Here is a 16,954-nt window from a genome sequence, read left to right as displayed (position 1 = left end):
GCGCCCGCGCGGGGGGGGTGGGCGCCCCCTCCGCGGGCGCCCCCCCCCCGCGGCCCCCCCCCCCCCCGGGGCCCCCCCCGGGGCGGCCGGCCGGCGCGCGCGCCCGGGGGGTTCCACGATCGGTGATCGTGGCCGGATCAGAACGAGATGTGCAGGTCGTTGCCGGAGCCGATGTCGCCGGTGTGGACGTTGCCGATCGCGTTGTGCCCGAGGTCGTTGCAGTTGCCGACGTGGGAGACCACGTCGTGGACGTCGGAGACACCCGCGCCGTTGCCGATCGCGCCGGTGACGTCACCGGCACCGTTGTGCGCGACACCGACGGCGTTGTGCGCGGCGTCGACACCGTTGTGCGCGGCGTTGGCGATCTGCGTGCCGACGTTCGCGCCCGCGTTCCCGGCCAGGTCACCGCCGAGGTGCTTGACGTCGAGGTCGCTGGCGTTCTGCAGGCCACCGGTCAGGTCGCCGATGTGACCACCGACACCGCCGAGGGCACCGGTCACGTCGCCCGCGCTCGGGGCGTGCCCGCCGAGGTCGCCGATCGGGTTCGGCAGCTCGCCCGGGACGGGCAGGCCCGCGCCCTGCGCGGCACCGGCCAGCTCGCCACCGACGTGCTGGGCCTGGCCCACGGCGTTGTCGAGGCTGTTGTTGACCTGGCCCGCGGCGTTGTTGACAGTGAAGTTGGCCTGGCCGACCGGGTTGGAGTCGATGCCGTGCGCGAGGTCACCCGCGTAGCCGAAGGCACCGGTCGGGTTGTGCGCGAGCGCGGTGACACCGGCGGCGGCGTTGGTGACGTCGGCCTCGCCCGGCAGCTGCGGCAGCGCCGGGGCGTGCAGGCCGAGGTCCGGGGTGCCGGGAACGGCGGGAACGCCCGGAACACCGGCCGGGACGGACGGGATACCTGCCGGGACCGACGGGACACCGGCGGGAACCGACGGCAGGCCGGGCAGTTCGGCACCCGGCAGCTCCGGCGCGGCCGGGAGGCCGAGGCCCGCGGTCAGCGCGTGCAGCTGGGCGATGGCGCCCTGGAGGCCCTCCTGCGGGACGTCGGCACGCTCGGTGAGGTCACCGAACTGCGGGACGCCGCCGAGGCCGTTCAGGTTGTCGACCGGGACGTAGTCGAGCACCAGCGGGATGACCTCGTGCACGTCGGCGGCGCTCACGTCGCCGAGCCCGGCGGCGGCGAGCGCCTGCTGCGGGTCGGAGCCGAACGCCTGCAGCGCGGCCGGGTTCGAGAGCAGGTTGAGGGTGAAGTCGTGCAAGGTCTGCACGGAGCTCATGAGGAATTCTCCTGTGGGGAAGGTCCGTTGGGACGGGGACGGCGAGGACCGTCGCTGGTCCCCGCGTGTCGATCAAGCTAGGGAAGACCGGCCCCGGGGCACATCGGGGATTACTCCGAGTCGTCGTTCGGTCAGCCAATAGGGGATCGGTATGACATCGTTAGGGAGTTAGGGGCTCATCCGAGACGCCGCCCGTTGGGTTAAATCCACTCCCAGCTTGCTTGAGTGACCCGAACGGGTGAGGATTTCCGGGCCCTAGGGGTTTCCCGCCGGGTCGCGCGACGAAGGAGGAGATGCCGGTGTCCTACGTCCTCGGCATCGACGTCGCCCCCACCAGGACACACGCCGCCACCCGCACCCGGCTGGGTGACGGCTGGGGGCAGCCGGAACCGCTGTGGCTCGGCGAGCAGGCCCCGTCGGCCGCTTCCGCGCTGTTCCTGGACGACGAGGGATATCTGCTGACCGGTGACGCGGCCGCGCACGCCGGGGCCGAAATCCCGTCCCGGCTGCTCACCGGATTCCACCAGCGGATCGGCGACGAAGTGCCGATCATCGTTGAAGGTGAACGATTTTCACCCCAGTCGCTGAGCGGCGTGCTCGTCGAGGGCATCGTCGAGCACGCGGCCGAACTGGCGGGCGGAGCCCCGGAACAGGTCGTGCTGACGCATCCGGCGGGCTGGGGTGGTTACCGGCGCGAGCTGCTGCGCCGGGAGCTGACCACGGCCGGGATCACCGCGGTGACCCTGGTGCCGGGCCCGATCGCCGCGCTGCACGCCCATCTGCCCGCGCCCGGCCCGGCCGACACCGCGGCCGCGGTGTGCGAGTACGGCCCGGACGGGGTGACCGTCACGCTCGCGACCGCTTCGGGCGCGAGCGGCTGGCGGCAGGTGACCACGGCCGAAGGCGTCGCGCCCGCCGCCGCGGTGAGCACCGTCTTCGCGCTCGCCCACACCGCGTCGGTCCCGCCGAAAGCCTTGGCGGGCATCGTGTTCTGCGGCGCGATCGCACCGGGTTCGCTCCCGGGGCGGCTGCCGTGCCCGGTGTTCGCGGGCCCCCATCCGGAACTCACCACCGCGCTCGGCGCGAGCGCGGTGACCACCAGCGCCCCGGCGCGGCGGGCGGAAGCCGCGGTCGAGACCACGCTGCTCCCCCAGCCCGCCCTCGCCCCCGAGGTCAGCGAACGCCCGGCGCGTCCGCCGGTCGAGATCACGCCGTTCACGCTGCCCGAACGCCGAGGCCCGGGCAAGCTGTTCGGCAAACGACGTCCGCTGGCCGCCGCGGCCACCGTCCTCACGCTCACCGCGTCGATCCTGACGATCACGCTGACCACGCACGAGGCGACCGCGGGCAGCAACCCCCGCCCCGCTCCCCCGACCTCCTGCGCCCGGCCCGGCGCAGCCGCATCCGCTGAGGGTCACTGTTGAACGCACTGCTGGCGACTTCCGGCACCGAGCTCGTCCACCCCGCCGCCCAGCGGCTGCTGGCCGATGTCTCGGCCGATCCCGCCGATCCGTTGCGGCTCACCGTCGTCGCCCCCGGCGGCTACGGCAAGACCACCCTGCTCGACGCGCTCGACGCGTGTTATCGCGCGGCCGGGATCGAGGCGGTGCTCGTCGACAACGCCGACCGGCTCGGCGAAACCGAACTCGACCGGCTCACCGCGCTCGCGGACCGGACGGACGCGCCGATCGTGCTGGCCCACCGGCCACGGCCGCGAGCGGCGCTGCGCCTGCTCGGCGAGACGTTCGGCAGGCGGACCCCCGGCCTGCGGCTGTCCCCGCTCGGCGTACCGGAAGTGGGGCGGCTGTGGGAAAAGGTCACCGGCGACCCGGCGGATCCCGCCGCGGTGCGCGAGGTGCACGCCAGGACCGGCGGCGTGCCCCGGCTCGTCGTCCGCGCGGTCACCGGCAGGCTGACCGAGTTCCGCGGTGAACTGGCCGAACTGGACGACGACGTGCTGCGCTATCTCATCGCGGCCGAGGCGGGCGCCGGCCGGAACCTCGACCTGCTGAGCGTCCTGCTGGGCCGCACTCCGGACCGGCTGCCCGAGGTCGTCGACGGGGCACGGGCGACCGGGCTGCTCGGCACCGACGACGTGCTGCTGCCCCTGGCCGCGGACGCGATCCGCGCGTTCAGCCCACCGGCCCGGCGGCTCACCGCGCTGCAGCGGCTCGTCGACCTCCAGCTCACCAAGGGACTGCCGGTCCTCGACCTCGCCCGGTCACTGCTCGACGCCGGCGGGGCCGGGACGAGCGCGGCCGCGGCCTTCGCGGCCGCCGCGCGGGAAGCGCTCCCCGCCGACGCGAAACTGGCGGCACGTTTCGCCGAAGCGGCGGCGGAAGCCGGAGCCCGCGGCCCCGAGCTGACCGCGGGCTGGGCCCGCGCCGCGGCGCTTTCCGGTGATCTCGACACGGCGTTGCGGCTCGGCGACAGCATGCTCGGCGGTGAGGACGCCGACACGCGCGCGGCGGGCGCGGAAATCGCCGCGACGGTACTGGCCCATCGCGGCGAACTCGCCCGCAGCGCGGAGCTCTATCACTGGGCGGGCCGTGGCAGCGCGGACGCCTTCGCGGCGATCGCCCTCGTCGGCACCGGCGACCCCGACGGCGCGAACCGCCTGCTCGACTCGCCCGCTCCCGGTGTCGTGCCGACCCTGTTCGCGGGCGCCGCCACCCGCATGGCGCAGGGGATCGCCGAATCGGTGGCCCCGGGCGGGGCCGCCGAAAGCCGCGCCGCGGAAGCGCTTTCCACCCTGGTGGGCGCGGCGACGATGCTCGAACCGGCCGGCGGCGGGCTCGCCCTGCCGGACAGTCCCGCCGCGCTGGCCGCGCTCGCCGGGCTGCACTCCGGTGAGCTGGCGCTGGCCGAGTCGGTGCTGACCCGGGCGCTGGCGAACCGGATCGGCGGCGATCTGCTGGCCACCCGGCACCGGCTGCTGCTCGGCTGGGTCGCGATGACCGCGGGGGATCTGGCCACCGCCGCCGAGCATCGCGACGCCGTGACCAACCTCGGCCGTCCCCTCGAAGCGCGGGACGAGCTGTTCTTCGCGACGCTGGACCTCGGGCTCGCCCGGCGCGCCAGTGATCTCGTCGGGCTGCAGCACGCGTGGGAACGCGCCTACCAGGCCTCCATGCGGCAGCAGGCGGACCTGTTCACCCTGCTGCCGCTGGGAGAACTCGCCATCGCCGCCGCGAGGGCCGGTGCCCACGCCAAGCTGGCCCGCCAGCTCGACCGCGCGCACGCGTTGCTGGCCCGGCTCGGCGACCCTCCTTTGTGGACGGTCTCACTGGCCTGGCACGAACTGCACGCCGCCATCACGCTGGAGGATTCCGCCGCCGCGGAAACCCAGCTGGCCACGCTGACGCGGCACGCGGACCACGGCCGGTACCCCGCCACCATGGCGCGGGCGGCCCGAGGCTGGCTCGCCGTGCTCGGCGGCGCCGTCGAACCCGGCGAGGTCTCGGCGGCCGCCGCCGAACTGCACGAGCTCGGCCTGTGCTGGGACGCCGCCCGGCTGGCGGGACAGGCCGCGATCCGCACCTCCGACCGCAAGGCGATGGTCCACCTGCTCGAAGCGGCCCGGCAGTTCCAGGGCAGCACCGCGCGCCGCGAGACCGGCACGCCCGAACCGGCCGGGACGACCGGCCTGAGCGCGCTGAGCGAACGCGAACTGCAGGTGGCGCGCCTCGTCGTCGACGGGCTGACCTACAAGCAGGCCGGCAGCAAGCTCTTCATCTCCGGGAAGACCGTCGAGCACCACATGGCCCGCATCCGCGGCAAGCTCGGCGCCGGGGACCGCCGCGAACTGCTCGCCATCCTGCGCGAACTGCTCGCCCAGCACCCCTGACCCGGCGCTCCGGACCGCACGGCCTAGGCCCGCACCCGCAGCCCCATCGACGTCATCAGCACCGTCGCCTGCTCCGGCGAGATGATCGCCTCGGTCAGCTCGACGTTGAACGGGTCGAAGGCCGACAGATCGCTCCCGCGCAGATCGGCGCGGCCGAACTTGGCGCTGTGCACCTGGGCCGCCGAGAGGTCGACGTCGGCGAACACCGTGTCCACGCAGTTCGCCGCGGTGAGATCGGCCTCCCGGAGCCGCACCTGGTGGAACCGCGCACCACGCAGGTCGGCCCCGGGCAGCCCGGCGAACGACCAGTCCCCGCCGGTGACCCGCAACGGCCGCAGCGAGCATTCGGTGAACACGCTGCCGACGAGCTTGCACCCGACGAACTCCGCGTCGAACAGGTTGCAGCGCTTGAAGGTGCAGCCGGTGAACGCCGAATCGGTGTGCCGCGACGAGTTGAACCGCACGTTGCCGAACACGCAGTCGGTGAACACGACACCGCGCGTGGCCGCCTCGGTGAGATCGACCTCGTGGAACTGGCACCGGACGAACGTGCGCCCGGTCAACTCCTCGGCATACCAGTCCTCCCGCTGGAAGACGGTGTCCTCGGTGGTCTCCCGCCGGGACTCGGCTGTGGGTTCGCTTGGGGACTCGGGCTGGGCATCAGACATGGCTTCTCCGCACCAGGCCACGCTAACCTCTGCCACCGACATTCCGGCCACGGACGATCCCGGAGGAGTGCGATGTCCCAGTGGCTCAGTGCCGGCGAGGTCCGCGCCGCGGTGCCGATGCCTGCCGCCGTGGACTCCGTCCGCGACGCGTTCCTCGACCTCGCCGACGGCTGCTTCGTCCAGCCGCAACGGCTGGCCTTCGGCGGCGAGGCCGCGGGAGGCGACGCGCCCGCGGCGGGCACCGTGCTGGTCATGAGTGCCTACCACCGGCCGACCGGTTCGGCCACGGTGAAGACGACCAGTGTCGTCCGCGGCCGGGACCCGCTGATCCAGAGCACGCTCGTGTGGACCACCGCAGAACGGCAGTTCGTCGCCGAGGCCGCCACCATCACGACCCTGCGCACCGGCGCGGCCAGCGGAGTCGCGACCGACCTGCTCGCACCCCGCGACGCCTCCCGGCTCGCCCTGATCGGCGCCGGCGCCCAGGCAGCCGACCAGGTCCGCGCCGTGGCCGCCGTCCGGGACCTCCGCACGCTGACCGTGTTCAGCCGCGGCACCGGCCGGGCCCAGGCCCTGCTGGCCGAGCTGACCGCCGAGTTCCCCCGGCTCGTCACCCGGGTGGCGACCAGCGCCGACGACGCCGTCGCCGATGCGGAGATCGTCTGCTGTGCCACCTCGAGCGACACGCCGGTCCTCGCCACGGCCGCGCTTCCGGAACGCGTCCACGTCAACGCGATCGGCTCGTTCCGGCCCTCGATGCGCGAACTGCCCGCCGACCTGCTCGCCACGGCGTCGGCCGTGGTCGTCGATCAGCTCGACGCCTGTCTCGAGGAGTCCGGCGAGATCCGGCACGCCGTCGAGACCGGTCTCGTCGATCGCGCCGCGATCCTGGAACTGGGCCCCGCGTTGCGCACCCCGCCCGCCACGGACGGACGCACCGTGTTCAAGTCCGTCGGCGTCGCCGCCCAGGACTGGGCCGTCGCCCGCCTGCTCGACCCGGCCTTCGCCGTGTCACCGCCCGCTCACGGATAGCCGCTTTCTCCCGCCAACCCTTTCTCCCTCCGTTACGAAGATCTCTTCCTTCGGGTGACACCCATCTCACCCCCGCACCAGGGGAAACGCCGCCTGCCCGCGACGTTCCCCCTGGTCACCGAGGCCGCCTCCGCCGCGCCCGCCGGAGACCACCCTCGGCCCATCCCGTACCCCGCCGCTCCCGGCGGCGACGTGTTTCGGCAACACTGGTCCGATGAGCGAGGGGCGATGGTTCGACAGCTGGGTGCCCTGGCCGGAGCTCTCCGGCCTGGCCGCGGCCGGCCGCTCCCTGCTGCCCAACGTCCCGGCCACCCCGGCCGCGCTCGCCCGCACCGTGACCGAGCAGCTCATCGGGCGCAGGCTCACCGCCAAGGTCGGTGACCGCGAGGTCGGCCTGACCCTGACCGAACTCGACTACCCCGCCGGCTCGCTCAAGCTCGCGACCGGCCGCGTCGGCGACGTGCGCATCGTCGCCGAGGACGTCGACTGGCCGGAGCCCGGTGACGGCACCGGCGACACCGACGACCGGATCCCGCTGCGCCGGGTCACGGTGCTGGCCCGCGACGTGAAACTACGGTCGCTCCCCTCCCCCGCGGCCATCCCCGCGGGAGTGGAACTCCAGATAGCCGTCGCCGCCGACATCGTCCAGCGGCGCGTGGCCGAGCATCGCCCGGGAATCGTGGCGACTCCGGCCGAAGACGGCCTGCTGCACGTACGCTGGGCCCGGCGGCCGCTCTGGGGCCACCTGACCCTGGAATCCACTGTGGACGATTCGGCGGTCGTGCTGACCCCGCGCTCGTTCCACATCGGACGATGGAAGTTCCGCCCGCCCCAACGGTTCCAGCCCATCCGGCTACCCCTGCCCGAACTGCCGCCGGGGATCCGGCTGACCGCGGTCGAACCACGGCACGACGAACTCGTCCTGCACACCGTCGCCGACGAGTGGCCGGAACGGCTCTCCCGGATTCCGCTCTCCGATCTGCTGAGCTGGCTGACCACCGCGGCCCTGACCTTGACCCTGCCGAAATTGGGCGCACGTCCCTGACACCTCCCCTTGTCACGCGGGCCGTGTGACCCACACCACGACCATACTCGAACGCCCGTTCGATGCCATCACACGATCAGGTGCTCCGCCACGCGCGTTCAGGAAGCCTCGGCGACCGCCTTGACGTGGCCGTTGCGGACGCGGATCAGCCGCGTCATGTACCGGTCGAGCGCCACTCGCTCGACGAGAGCCCCCAGCAAGCCGAGCGGAGCCGCGAAGTCGACGACATCGCGCATCACCGTCCCACCACGGCCGTCCGGCGCGAAATGGTGCGCGTGATGCCACCGCCGGAACGGGCCGGCGACCTGCTCGTCCACGAAGTACCCCGGTGGTTCACACGCGGTGATCCGGGACGTCATCCGCCACCGCAGGCCGAAATGCCGCGCCTCCCAGGTGACGGTGTCGCCGAGCGCGAGCCTGCCGGAGGTGACACCACCGACCGCCCGCTCCGCGGCACCGGCCATCGACGCGGTGTGCACCTCCACCTCCAGCGAGACATCGAAAACACGCCGCGGCGATGCGGCGATGCCGGTGGTGAGCTCGAAACGCGCCATGACCTCAACGCTACGGCGACACCGCCCCACCAGGTCGACCATATCGTTTATCGATGCTATCGTCTTTCGATAACATCGAAAAACGATATGAAGGAGGCACCGTGACCAAGGCGAGCAAGCAACGCAACCCGTTCCAGCCCCTGCGTGGCATCGCCGAGGTGCTGTCCATCGTGTTCTGGCTCCTGTTCATCTTCGCCGTGGTCCAGACCGTTTACACCGCGGGCTGGTGGCCGGGCGCGAAGCCCACCAGCATCTGCGTCGACGCGACCCACTTCGTGTCCTCGCACATCACCGGAGACCTCGGCACCAGCCTGAAGCCAGGAGTCAAAGCGAGCGCGAACGTGACGAATCTGTGCGCCGAGCCGCCGAGTGCCGGCCAGCGCTTCGCTCGGATCGGAGATCAGCTGCCGCCGGGCGTCTTCATCGTCGGCGCGCTGATCGTCCTGCTGCACTTCCTCAAGACCGCGACCAGGAAAGGGCCCTACTCCGACGTCGTTCCCGGCAAGCTGCGCTGGCTCGGCTGGTATCTGCTGATCGGCGGGCCGGTGCTCGCGATGATCTCCGCGCTGGCGCGGTTCTTCCTGCGCCGGAGCATGGTCACCGACCTGTCCTCGGGCTCGTGGTTCAGTGACTGGGTGGGCGAACTGCCCTGGTGGGCCATCGTCGCCGGCGCCGCGGCGCTGTCCTTCGCGCGGATCCTGCGGATCGGCAGCCGGATGCGCGAAGACCTCGAAGGCACCATCTGATGCCGCCGGACGAGCCGCACGGCATCGAAGTCCACCTCGACCGCCTGCTCGCCGAACGCGGGATGACGCTGACCGAGCTGGCCGAGCGCGTCGGTGTCACGGTCGTCAACCTGTCGGTGCTGAAGAACGGGCGCGCCAAGGCGATCCGGTTCTCCACGCTGAGCAGGTTGTGCCAGGTCCTCGGCTGCCAGCCCGGCGACCTGCTCGGCCACCGTCCCTAGATCGACGCCTGTTCGGTGATCGGCAGGCAGATCTCGAACCGCGTGTTCCCCGGCTCGGACTCCACGCGCACGTCGCCCTGATGCCGTTCGACGACGATGCGCCACGAGATGTCGAGCCCGAGACCGGTGCCCTCGCCGACGGGTTTCGTGGTGAAGAACGGTTCGAAGATCCGCTGGCGGATATCGGCGGGGATACCGGGGCCGGTGTCGCCGATCTCGACCCGCAGCTGGTCGTCGACGCGCCATGTCCGCAGCGTCAACGTGCCTACGCCGTTCATCGCGCCGAGCGCGTTGTCGATGACGTTCGTCCAGACCTGGTTCAGTTCGCCCGCGTAGGCCGGGATCCGCGGCAGCTCGCGGTCGTACTCCTTGACGACGCGGACGCCTTCGCCGATCTTGCCGGCGAGCATGACCAGCGTGGAGTCGAGGCCCTCGTGCACGTCGATCCACTGGTGCGGCGCGCGGTCCATCTGGGAGTACTGCTTCGCGGCGCCGACCAGCGCGGTGATGCGCGTGGTCGAGTCCTCGATCTCGCCCATGAGCATCTCGGTCTCGAGCGCGTAGGCGAGCCAGCGGACGGCACCGTCGAGGAACGTCTCCCCCACCGATTCGAGGACGTGGTCGAGGTCGGCGGCGGTGAGCCCGGCCGCGACGAAGATGCTCGCCAGGTCCCAGCCCTGGCCGATACCGTGTTCGTCGAACCAGTCGCCGATCTCGTCCTCGCGGTCGGCCTGCTGCATCGCCGTCAGCTTCGGCGCCGAAGCGACCTGTTTGACCAGCCGCTCCTGGACTTCGAGCAACAGCTCCAGCAGCTCGGGTTCGATGTCCTTTTTGGCCAGCAGCGCGAGTTTGTGCCGCATCCCGGCGACCCGCTCGCGCAGCGACGCGGTCGCCCGTACCGCGGCGGCGGCCGGGTTGTTGAGCTCGTGGGTGAGCCCGGCGGACAGTTCGCCGAGCGCGAGCAGACGGCGTCGCGAACCGATGACGGTGTCGCTGTTGCGCCAGCCGAGGTACATGCCCTCCAGCAGGTGGGTCGCCATCGGGAACCACTGGCGGAACTCGATCGCGAACTCTTCGGCGGGCAGGGTGAGGAAGCTGAGGTCGCTGACCGCGTGCACCGACGCGCCGTAACTGTGTTCGGAATCCTGGTGCACGAAGAACTGCGTGGCACCGCAATAGGCGCCGCGCTGATCGGAGCGGGTGACCTCGACCTCGGTGCCGCTGACCAGCCTGGTCAGCCGAAGCGCCCCGGAAAGCAGCAGGTAGAAGCAGGTCGCCGGGTCGCCCTCGCGGATGATCGTGGTGCCCGCCGGGTAATGCTCGACGACGGCGTGCTCGGACACCCAGTCCAGCTGTTCCTCGGTCAGATGCTCGAACAGGAAGAGGCCGCGGAGTTCGTCCCGCGGCAATGCGGGTTCGCTCACTGTTCCTCCAGGTAGCGGTGGACGAGGGTGACGGCCATGGCGCCCTCCCCGACCGCGGACGCGACGCGCTTCACCGACTGCGCGCGCACGTCCCCGGCGACGAACACCCCGGGAATGGACGATTCGAGGTAGTGCGGGTCCCGGTCCAGCGGCCAGCCAGGTGGTCTGCGCCCCTCGGTGAGCAGGTCGGGCCCGGTGCGGACGAAACCGTGGTCGTCGCGCAGCAGGTCCTCGCCGAGCCAGTCGGTGCGCGGCGCGGCGCCGATGAAGATGAACAGGTGCCCGGTCTCGACGGTCTCGGTGACGCCGTTCTCACAGACCGTGAGTGCTTCGAGATGGTCCGCGCCATGGGCCTTCAGCACGGTCGTGCGGGTACGCACCTGGATGTTGCCGATCGCCGCGATCTGCTCGATGAGGTAGTGCGACATCGAGACCTCGAGCGATTCCCCGCGGATGAGGATGGTGACCGCGCGGGCGTGCTTCGAGAAGAAGACAGCCGCCTGACCAGCGGAATTGGCGCCGCCGACGATGTAGACGTGCTCGCCGTGACACTCGGGGGCCTCGGTGGCCGCGGATCCGTAGAACACGCCCCGGCCGGTCAGCTCGGCGACGCCGTCAGCCTCCAGCGCGCGATAGGAGACGCCACTGGCCAGCACCACCGCGTGCGCGGCGATCTCGGTGCCGTCACCGAACGTGATCACCCGCGCCGAGCCGCGCGCCTCCAGACCCACGACGTCACGGGCGGTCAGCACCTCCGCGCCGAACTTCTGCGCCTGGCGCCGGGCCCGGTCGGTGAGCTGGGCACCGGAAACGCCGTCGGGAAAGCCCAGGTAGTTCTCGATGCGGGAACTCTGCCCGGCCTGTCCGCCGGTGGCCTTGCGCTCGACGAGCACCGTGCGCAGCCCCTCGGACGCGCCGTACACCGCCGCGCCGAGCCCGGCCGGGCCGCCGCCGACCACCACGAGGTCGTAGAACTCCTGGGCCGGACGGGTGGACAGGCCCACGGCGTCGGCGATCTCGGCACCGCTCGGCTGACGCAGGACCGTGCCGTCCGCGGTGATGAGCACCGGGATGTCGGCGGCGGTGGCCCCCGCGGCGTCCAGCAACCGGCACGCCTCGGCGTCGTCGACCGAATACCAGCGGTAGGGCACGGAGTTGCGGGCGAGGAAGTCGCGCACGTGATACGACGGCGAGGACCAGCGGTGCCCGACGACCTTGATGTCCTCGACCGACCGGTCCCCCACCGTCCGCCACGCCTCGACCAGCGCGTCGACCACCGGATACAGCTTCTCCTCCGGCGGATCCCACGGCTTGAGGAGGTAGTGGTCGACGTCCACCACGTTGATCGCCTGGATCGCGGCGTCGGTGTCGGCATACGCGGTCAGCAGCGCGCGCCGGGCGTGCGGGAACAGGTCCATCGCCTGCTCCAGGAACGAGATGCCGTCCATCTGCGGCATCCGGTAGTCGGCGAGGATGGCCGCGACGGCGTCGCCGCGCAGCTTGATCTCGCGAAGCGCGTCGAGCGCGTCGGCCCCGGAATCGGCGCGGATGACGCGGTAGTCCTTGCCGTAACGGCGGCGCAGGTCACGGGCTACGGACCGGGAGACGGCGGGGTCGTCGTCGACGGTCATCAGGATCGGCTGGCTCACGAGGAGCAGCCTACGGGGAAGCACCGCGACAACGGAGCGTTCCGGGGAAGCGGCCGGTCACGACCGCGGGGCACCCCCCTGCGAACGCCGTCGCGACGGGGTGTATCTTATGAACACACGAAACGCGGAGTTCACCTTCGCTTCGGGGCTATGGCGCAGCTGGTAGCGCACCTCACTGGCAGTGAGGGGGTCAGGGGTTCGAGTCCCCTTAGCTCCACAGTGACGAAACACCGTCCGACTTGCCACTCAGCGCAAGTAGGGCGGTTTTTTCGTACTAGCGAGCTTTGAGTTTTGGGAGCCCAAATTTCAGTTACTGTTCAGTAGCTGAAGCAAAACTGGAGCAAACCGTGACCCCATTTGATATGGGGTCACCAAGACTGCTCCAGTTCTGTCAACCATCCGAGTGATCGTTCGAAGGTTTCTCGCGCGAGCGATGACCGCCACACCAGTCCTGCGCGCACTCGCCGCAGCTGGCGCGCTCGCACTCGCCACCGCCGCGCTCGTGGCCCACCGGCTTTCATATCGGAAACGAATGTAGGCGAGCAGGTCGATACCCTAAGCTGGTGCGGATGAGGGGAAAGTTCGTTTTCGACGCGCGCTTGAGGACGACGAGTTCGGTGGAGTCCTTGCCCTGGCTGGCCAGGACAGTGACGTTGTTACGAATAGGTGCGGATGGCTTGGTCACCCAGGCCAAGACTGACGCCGAGAAGCGCACGATGCTCGGTGCCGCCGAAGAGCGTGACCTGCTGATCGTGGCGTGGCCAGGTGAGTGGAGCCAGGATCTCTTCGTCGTCGACGACTTGCCGGCGGCCAGACTCGCTGTCGGTCTCCCACGCCGGAGGGTGGTTCCCGCCGTGACGGCGAACGAGCACCCTGAACCTTCCTTGCGTACCGGCTGGTCCTCCGCCGAGTCGCGTGGTCTGTGGGAGCGTCTGGCCGCGTTGCCGGATCTGCCAGAAGAAGGAAAGCGGCAACTCGTCGACAAAGCCGCTCAGTGGATATCGTCGCGGGGGATCAAGCCGCTGCTCGCCCGAACGGACCTCGACGACGAGACGCGGCAGAGGCTGCTGGCCGGCGTGGAGTCGTGGGACGCGGCGGACCTCGTCGCGGCCGAGTGCTGCACCGCCGCGGAGGCTCTCGAACTGCTGAACCGGTTTCCCGCCGAGGCAAGCGTTCTCGGGGCCGCGTTACAGCGGCCGGAGATCGAGCAGGCGGCCATGCGTGAGGTCGCCACGCTGTCCTACGACGACGCCGCGAAGCTGTGGTGGGATGCCAAGAACTGGCCCGCTCAGGCGAAAACACGACTCGCCGCGACCATCCTCGACGTGGTGCTCGGTTCGCAGCCACCGGAACCCGCGTCCGAAGTCTGGGGGTGGCGGGATCGGCACACCCCGGAGATGCTGCTCAGAGACCTGATCACCGAGCAGCCGTCCGATCGGCGCAAGGAACTGCTGTCCCACCCGGAACTGGGTTCACGGATCAGGCGCGCGTTTCTCGCCGCGGACGAACTCACCGATACCGAACTGCTTCAGTGTCTGCCGGAATTGAAGACCGCGGAGGCCACTGATGTGGTCGTCTATCTGAAGCGTTTTCCACGGCTCACGCAGCTGGCGCGAGACGAGGTGGGCGACGTGATCGCCAGCATGATCGCCGGCGGATGGGATCCGGTGCGGATCGCCCACGCGGGCGGATGGGCTGATCTCGTCGTGGTCGCCAGCGCGACTACCAGTTCCAAGTGTGTCGATGCCTTGGTGGCCGCCGCAGTGGGCGTCCGACCTCGACAGCAGGTCTCGTACTATCAGCTCGTCGACGCGATCGTGGCAAACCCCGCTGCATCGACCTCGCAGCTCCGTCGCCTGCTCGAACACCTACCGGAGGATCACCTCCGTGACATCGAGGAGCCGCTGCCCGCCCGCAGCCGCGCCCGTCGTCTGTGCGCCGAGGTGCTCGCCGCCCGGCAATCGCGTACAGCCCCTGCGGCCAAGCCAGCGCCAGCCACGGAAAACCTGCCGACGGACGAGGAACTCTCGGCGATGGCAGACCCGGTGGCGGCACTTGCCGACCTCCTCCGCGATCGGGGCCCAGAGCGGGACGCAATCGTCGCTCATGCCCTCAGCTCCGCCCATATGACCGACGACCTCGCCTGGCGCGTGCCGGTGCGCGAACTCGAGTGCCATCCCGTGTACGGGCCGCGGCTCGCGGCGAAAGTCGCCGAAATCTGCGGTGACTCACCCGACCGATGGCGAGCGTTCGCCGCAGCGTGGGGAACGCAGACACAACTCCTCACCACGACCTTGCTCAAACGGATCGAAGCGGCGCGCGGCGACTAACTCCATGAGCTTCCGCCTTGTCCGGACATCTTGACCCAGAGGTGTCCGGACTACCGGAAGGTCGTCCCAGGCCGACGAGGCAGTTGGGCGTAGATGTCGTGCGCGGTGCGGCCTTGGATCATCAGACAGCAGGTTTCGCACAGGATCCCGCCTGGCCCGGGTGGGCGCAGCCCGCACTTCGCGCATTGTCTGACCGCGTGGACGCGGCGGTGCCCGGTGTTGGCACATTCGGTGGTCCGTGGTGCCGGCCGACCGCGGAGCCGGGTTGCCGTACCGGGCCGATATTCGCCGCTGAGCTCGGTCATGTCCTGGAACAGCTCGAGGTCGGCGGGTGAGATGAGCCGGACGTCGCCGAGCAGGTCGCGCATCGCGACGAGTTCGCCGGCGGGGAGCATGGCGGCGACGTCGTCGACGGTGAGGCCGGGCCAGGGCTCGGGTTTCGGGTGCAGGCGTCCGCAGGCGCCCTTGGATCGTCGGCGTTTGGTGCGGCCGGTGGTGGGGCGACCTGCGGTGGGGCAGGTGTTGTAGTCGCTGATCGTGCAGCGGGTGGGGATCATTCGGCGGGGGCCGAGGGCGGGGGCCGCGCGCCGTGGCGGCAGGGAGCTCCAGGGTAGGTCGTTGCAGCCGAGCGTGGGCACCTCGTAGAACCAGGGTGGTTTGCGGTCGGAGTCGAGGAACCAGACCGGCAGCCAGCCGGCGCCGAACGATCTCGTGGTTCGGGATTTGACCTGGCGTGGCTCGATCGCGGAGCGCTGGACTTCGATCCCGGTGCGGTAGGGCCCGTCGATCGCGACGTCCAGGACGGTGCTCCTGCCGGTGTTGTACTCCTTGGTCGCCTGGTAGCCGGCGTCCTCGGCCGCGCGGTACCAGTAGTCCTTCTGCCGGCGGTGCTCGTCCGACTCCGATTTGATCTCGTGCTTCTGGGTGCAGCCGCTGCCGCGGAAGTGCACTGCCCAGTAGCGGCCGCGGTAGAGCTTGACGAACATCTCCGCGCCGTCGTCGTCGCCGGGTGCCTGCTGACACAGCAGGACGCGGTCGCCGCGGTCGATCTGCAGGTGCAGCGCTTTGATCAGGTCGTAGTCGGCCGGGCTGAGCTCCGCCAGGTCGAGCTCGCGTTCGTTCCCGTCGTGGTTGTACCGCACCAACGTCGACATCGGGCGCCTCCCTGCGACAACTTCCCAGGGTACGACCGCGCACCGACAGTTTCCTCGAAGTTCCTGCTCAGGACGTCAACGCGTTCGTAGACCCTGCAGGATCCGGCTCACCCCGGGCCCTTCGACATCGCTCGGTACACGCAACTCTGCTGCATTAGCTCAGCTGCCGCCGACGAAGTCAGGTGAGGGCCGGATTCGCTAAACATCCTGAGGGACGGTCCCGACGTCCTAGAGTGGTGATCGTGACCACGGCGACCCAAGAGGCGTTCCTGCGCGATTTCCATGCCAGATACCCGGCGGCGGCCGTTGACTGGTCGGGATGGTTCACCCGTCGGTGCCGTAGTCGGAGGCGACGAATCCGCAGTCTCAGGGCACGTTTTCGGTGTAGAGAACGCGCATGGAGTTGAGCGCGGCGGATGTCACGGCAATCCCTGGACATGGCGTCCTCGGACGGAGCGACTTCGCCAGAGCGCATGCTCGCCGCTTCTAGAGAGCACCCGCGGGAGAGGTGACGGCCGAGGCACGTGGCTTGAGGGAAGCCGTGCGCTGGTACCGCCACCCCTCCGATGTGCCGGATCGTCCTGGCCGCGGGGGGGAAACCAGGATTGCGCGACCCGGCGAGCCACGGTCTGACGTCGGCAAGTAACTGTGATGGCTGTGTCCTGCCCGGATGCCCGGTCTCCAACGGACGCAATGCGGGGCCAGCAAGCCGGTACGCGGGAGGCGCCTGCCGGGTGGCCCAGTGCGTGGCATCGAACCAACCTCTGGCGCAACGCCGAGCGATGTCGTCGGGTACACGACCTGTTGCAACACACACGGTGTCGCCGAGGTCGACTTGGCTCAGCATCCCCTCCTCGCTTCCCGTCGGTAATCACGACGACGACCCGCCCCCTCGACGTTTCGTTGCCGCATTAATCGACACATTCCTGATGGCAAATCGAATCTCGCAAGACGTCTAGGGGTCTATTACGAAAATCGCATCAAATCGTGCGATTTCTTGCCACCTG

At 70.3% G+C, this 16,954-nt stretch carries 13 protein-coding genes and 1 tRNA gene; 8 read left to right on the top strand and 6 right to left on the bottom strand.

Annotated features, from left to right (window positions below; translation table 11 throughout):
• Positions 1 to 137: 137 nt before the first annotated feature.
• A complete protein-coding gene (locus ACFWX1_RS22740) occupies positions 138 to 1,277 on the bottom strand; it encodes an IniB N-terminal domain-containing protein (RefSeq protein ID WP_378390324.1) in 1,140 nt (379 codons plus the stop codon).
• Positions 1,278 to 1,570: 293 nt separating this feature from the next.
• Between ACFWX1_RS22740 and ACFWX1_RS22735 the strand changes: the two genes are divergently transcribed.
• Both ACFWX1_RS22735 and ACFWX1_RS22730 read left to right on the top strand, forming a co-directional pair.
• The gene (locus ACFWX1_RS22735) at positions 1,571 to 2,701 is read left to right on the top strand and encodes a molecular chaperone DnaK (RefSeq protein ID WP_378390322.1); all 1,131 of its coding nucleotides are present in this window, start codon (positions 1,571 to 1,573) and stop codon (positions 2,699 to 2,701) included.
• Positions 2,698 to 5,124 carry a LuxR C-terminal-related transcriptional regulator gene (locus ACFWX1_RS22730; RefSeq protein WP_378390320.1) on the top strand — a complete coding sequence of 809 codons (2,427 nt, stop codon included), beginning with the start codon at positions 2,698 to 2,700 and terminating at the stop codon, positions 5,122 to 5,124. Before ACFWX1_RS22735 ends, ACFWX1_RS22730 begins: the two co-directional genes overlap by 4 nt.
• A gap of 23 nt (positions 5,125 to 5,147) precedes the next feature.
• On the opposite strand, the gene ACFWX1_RS22725 is transcribed toward ACFWX1_RS22730, so the two are convergent.
• Positions 5,148 to 5,792, bottom strand: coding sequence for a pentapeptide repeat-containing protein (locus ACFWX1_RS22725; RefSeq protein WP_378390318.1), 645 nt, complete (start codon positions 5,790 to 5,792; stop codon positions 5,148 to 5,150).
• Between the two features lie 72 nt (positions 5,793 to 5,864).
• Between ACFWX1_RS22725 and ACFWX1_RS22720 the strand changes: the two genes are divergently transcribed.
• The gene (locus ACFWX1_RS22720; protein ID WP_378390316.1) at positions 5,865 to 6,824 is read left to right on the top strand and encodes an ornithine cyclodeaminase family protein; all 960 of its coding nucleotides are present in this window, start codon (positions 5,865 to 5,867) and stop codon (positions 6,822 to 6,824) included.
• 214 nt (positions 6,825 to 7,038) lie between these two features.
• Positions 7,039 to 7,869: a hypothetical protein gene (locus ACFWX1_RS22715; RefSeq protein ID WP_378390314.1), complete on the top strand. Its 831-nt coding sequence runs from the start codon at positions 7,039 to 7,041 to the stop codon at positions 7,867 to 7,869.
• A 98-nt stretch (positions 7,870 to 7,967) separates the two neighbouring features.
• Here ACFWX1_RS22715 and ACFWX1_RS22710 read toward each other — a convergent pair whose 3' ends face one another.
• Entirely contained in the window at positions 7,968 to 8,423 is a 456-nt protein-coding gene (locus ACFWX1_RS22710; RefSeq protein WP_378390312.1) for an SRPBCC family protein, read from the bottom strand.
• 101 nt (positions 8,424 to 8,524) lie between these two features.
• Between ACFWX1_RS22710 and ACFWX1_RS22705 the strand changes: the two genes are divergently transcribed.
• Positions 8,525 to 9,169, top strand: a complete 645-nt coding sequence (locus tag ACFWX1_RS22705; RefSeq protein ID WP_378390310.1) for a hypothetical protein — start codon at positions 8,525 to 8,527, stop codon at positions 9,167 to 9,169.
• A complete protein-coding gene (locus ACFWX1_RS22700; protein WP_378390308.1) occupies positions 9,169 to 9,390 on the top strand; it encodes a helix-turn-helix domain-containing protein in 222 nt (73 codons plus the stop codon). Before ACFWX1_RS22705 ends, ACFWX1_RS22700 begins: the two co-directional genes overlap by 1 nt.
• Here the strand turns inward: ACFWX1_RS22700 and ACFWX1_RS22695 are convergent.
• Entirely contained in the window at positions 9,387 to 10,814 is a 1,428-nt protein-coding gene (locus tag ACFWX1_RS22695; RefSeq protein WP_378390306.1) for an ATP-binding protein, read from the bottom strand. The genes ACFWX1_RS22700 and ACFWX1_RS22695 overlap by 4 nt on opposite strands.
• On the bottom strand, positions 10,811 to 12,463 hold the full coding sequence (locus tag ACFWX1_RS22690; protein ID WP_378390304.1) for an FAD-dependent oxidoreductase: 1,653 nt from the start codon (positions 12,461 to 12,463) through the stop codon (positions 10,811 to 10,813). The genes ACFWX1_RS22695 and ACFWX1_RS22690 overlap by 4 nt, the downstream gene beginning before the upstream one ends.
• Positions 12,464 to 12,607: 144 nt before the next feature.
• Here ACFWX1_RS22690 and ACFWX1_RS22685 point away from each other — a divergent pair.
• A tRNA-Ala gene (locus ACFWX1_RS22685) sits at positions 12,608 to 12,680 on the top strand.
• Between the two features lie 352 nt (positions 12,681 to 13,032).
• The gene (locus ACFWX1_RS22680) at positions 13,033 to 14,793 is read left to right on the top strand and encodes a hypothetical protein (RefSeq protein WP_378390302.1); all 1,761 of its coding nucleotides are present in this window, start codon (positions 13,033 to 13,035) and stop codon (positions 14,791 to 14,793) included.
• Between the two features lie 50 nt (positions 14,794 to 14,843).
• Here ACFWX1_RS22680 and ACFWX1_RS22675 read toward each other — a convergent pair whose 3' ends face one another.
• A complete protein-coding gene (locus ACFWX1_RS22675) occupies positions 14,844 to 15,947 on the bottom strand; it encodes a hypothetical protein (protein WP_378390300.1) in 1,104 nt (367 codons plus the stop codon).
• Between the last annotated feature and the right edge of the window lie 1,007 nt (positions 15,948 to 16,954).

This window comes from Amycolatopsis sp. NPDC059021 (assembly GCF_042739895.1).
Taxonomy (GTDB): Bacteria; Actinomycetota; Actinomycetes; order Mycobacteriales; family Pseudonocardiaceae; genus Amycolatopsis.
The sequence above is the reverse complement of the archived record's forward strand: the minus strand, read 5'-3'. Positions and strand labels throughout refer to the sequence as shown.

Bases quoted from the DNA above. Each gene is read 5' to 3' on its own strand.
- ACFWX1_RS22720 (WP_378390316.1), top strand. From the start codon at position 5,865: ATGTCCCAGTGGCTCAGTGCCGGCGAGGTCCGCGCCGCGGTGCCGATG.
- ACFWX1_RS22680 (WP_378390302.1), top strand. From the start codon at position 13,033: ATGAGGGGAAAGTTCGTTTTCGACGCGCGCTTGAGGACGACGAGTTCG.
- ACFWX1_RS22715 (WP_378390314.1), top strand. From the start codon at position 7,039: ATGAGCGAGGGGCGATGGTTCGACAGCTGGGTGCCCTGGCCGGAGCTC.
- ACFWX1_RS22740 (WP_378390324.1), bottom strand. From the start codon at position 1,277: ATGAGCTCCGTGCAGACCTTGCACGACTTCACCCTCAACCTGCTCTCG.
- ACFWX1_RS22675 (WP_378390300.1), bottom strand. From the start codon at position 15,947: ATGTCGACGTTGGTGCGGTACAACCACGACGGGAACGAACGCGAGCTC.
- ACFWX1_RS22725 (WP_378390318.1), bottom strand. From the start codon at position 5,792: ATGTCTGATGCCCAGCCCGAGTCCCCAAGCGAACCCACAGCCGAGTCC.
- ACFWX1_RS22710 (WP_378390312.1), bottom strand. From the start codon at position 8,423: ATGGCGCGTTTCGAGCTCACCACCGGCATCGCCGCATCGCCGCGGCGT.
- ACFWX1_RS22700 (WP_378390308.1), top strand. From the start codon at position 9,169: ATGCCGCCGGACGAGCCGCACGGCATCGAAGTCCACCTCGACCGCCTG.
- ACFWX1_RS22735 (WP_378390322.1), top strand. From the start codon at position 1,571: ATGCCGGTGTCCTACGTCCTCGGCATCGACGTCGCCCCCACCAGGACA.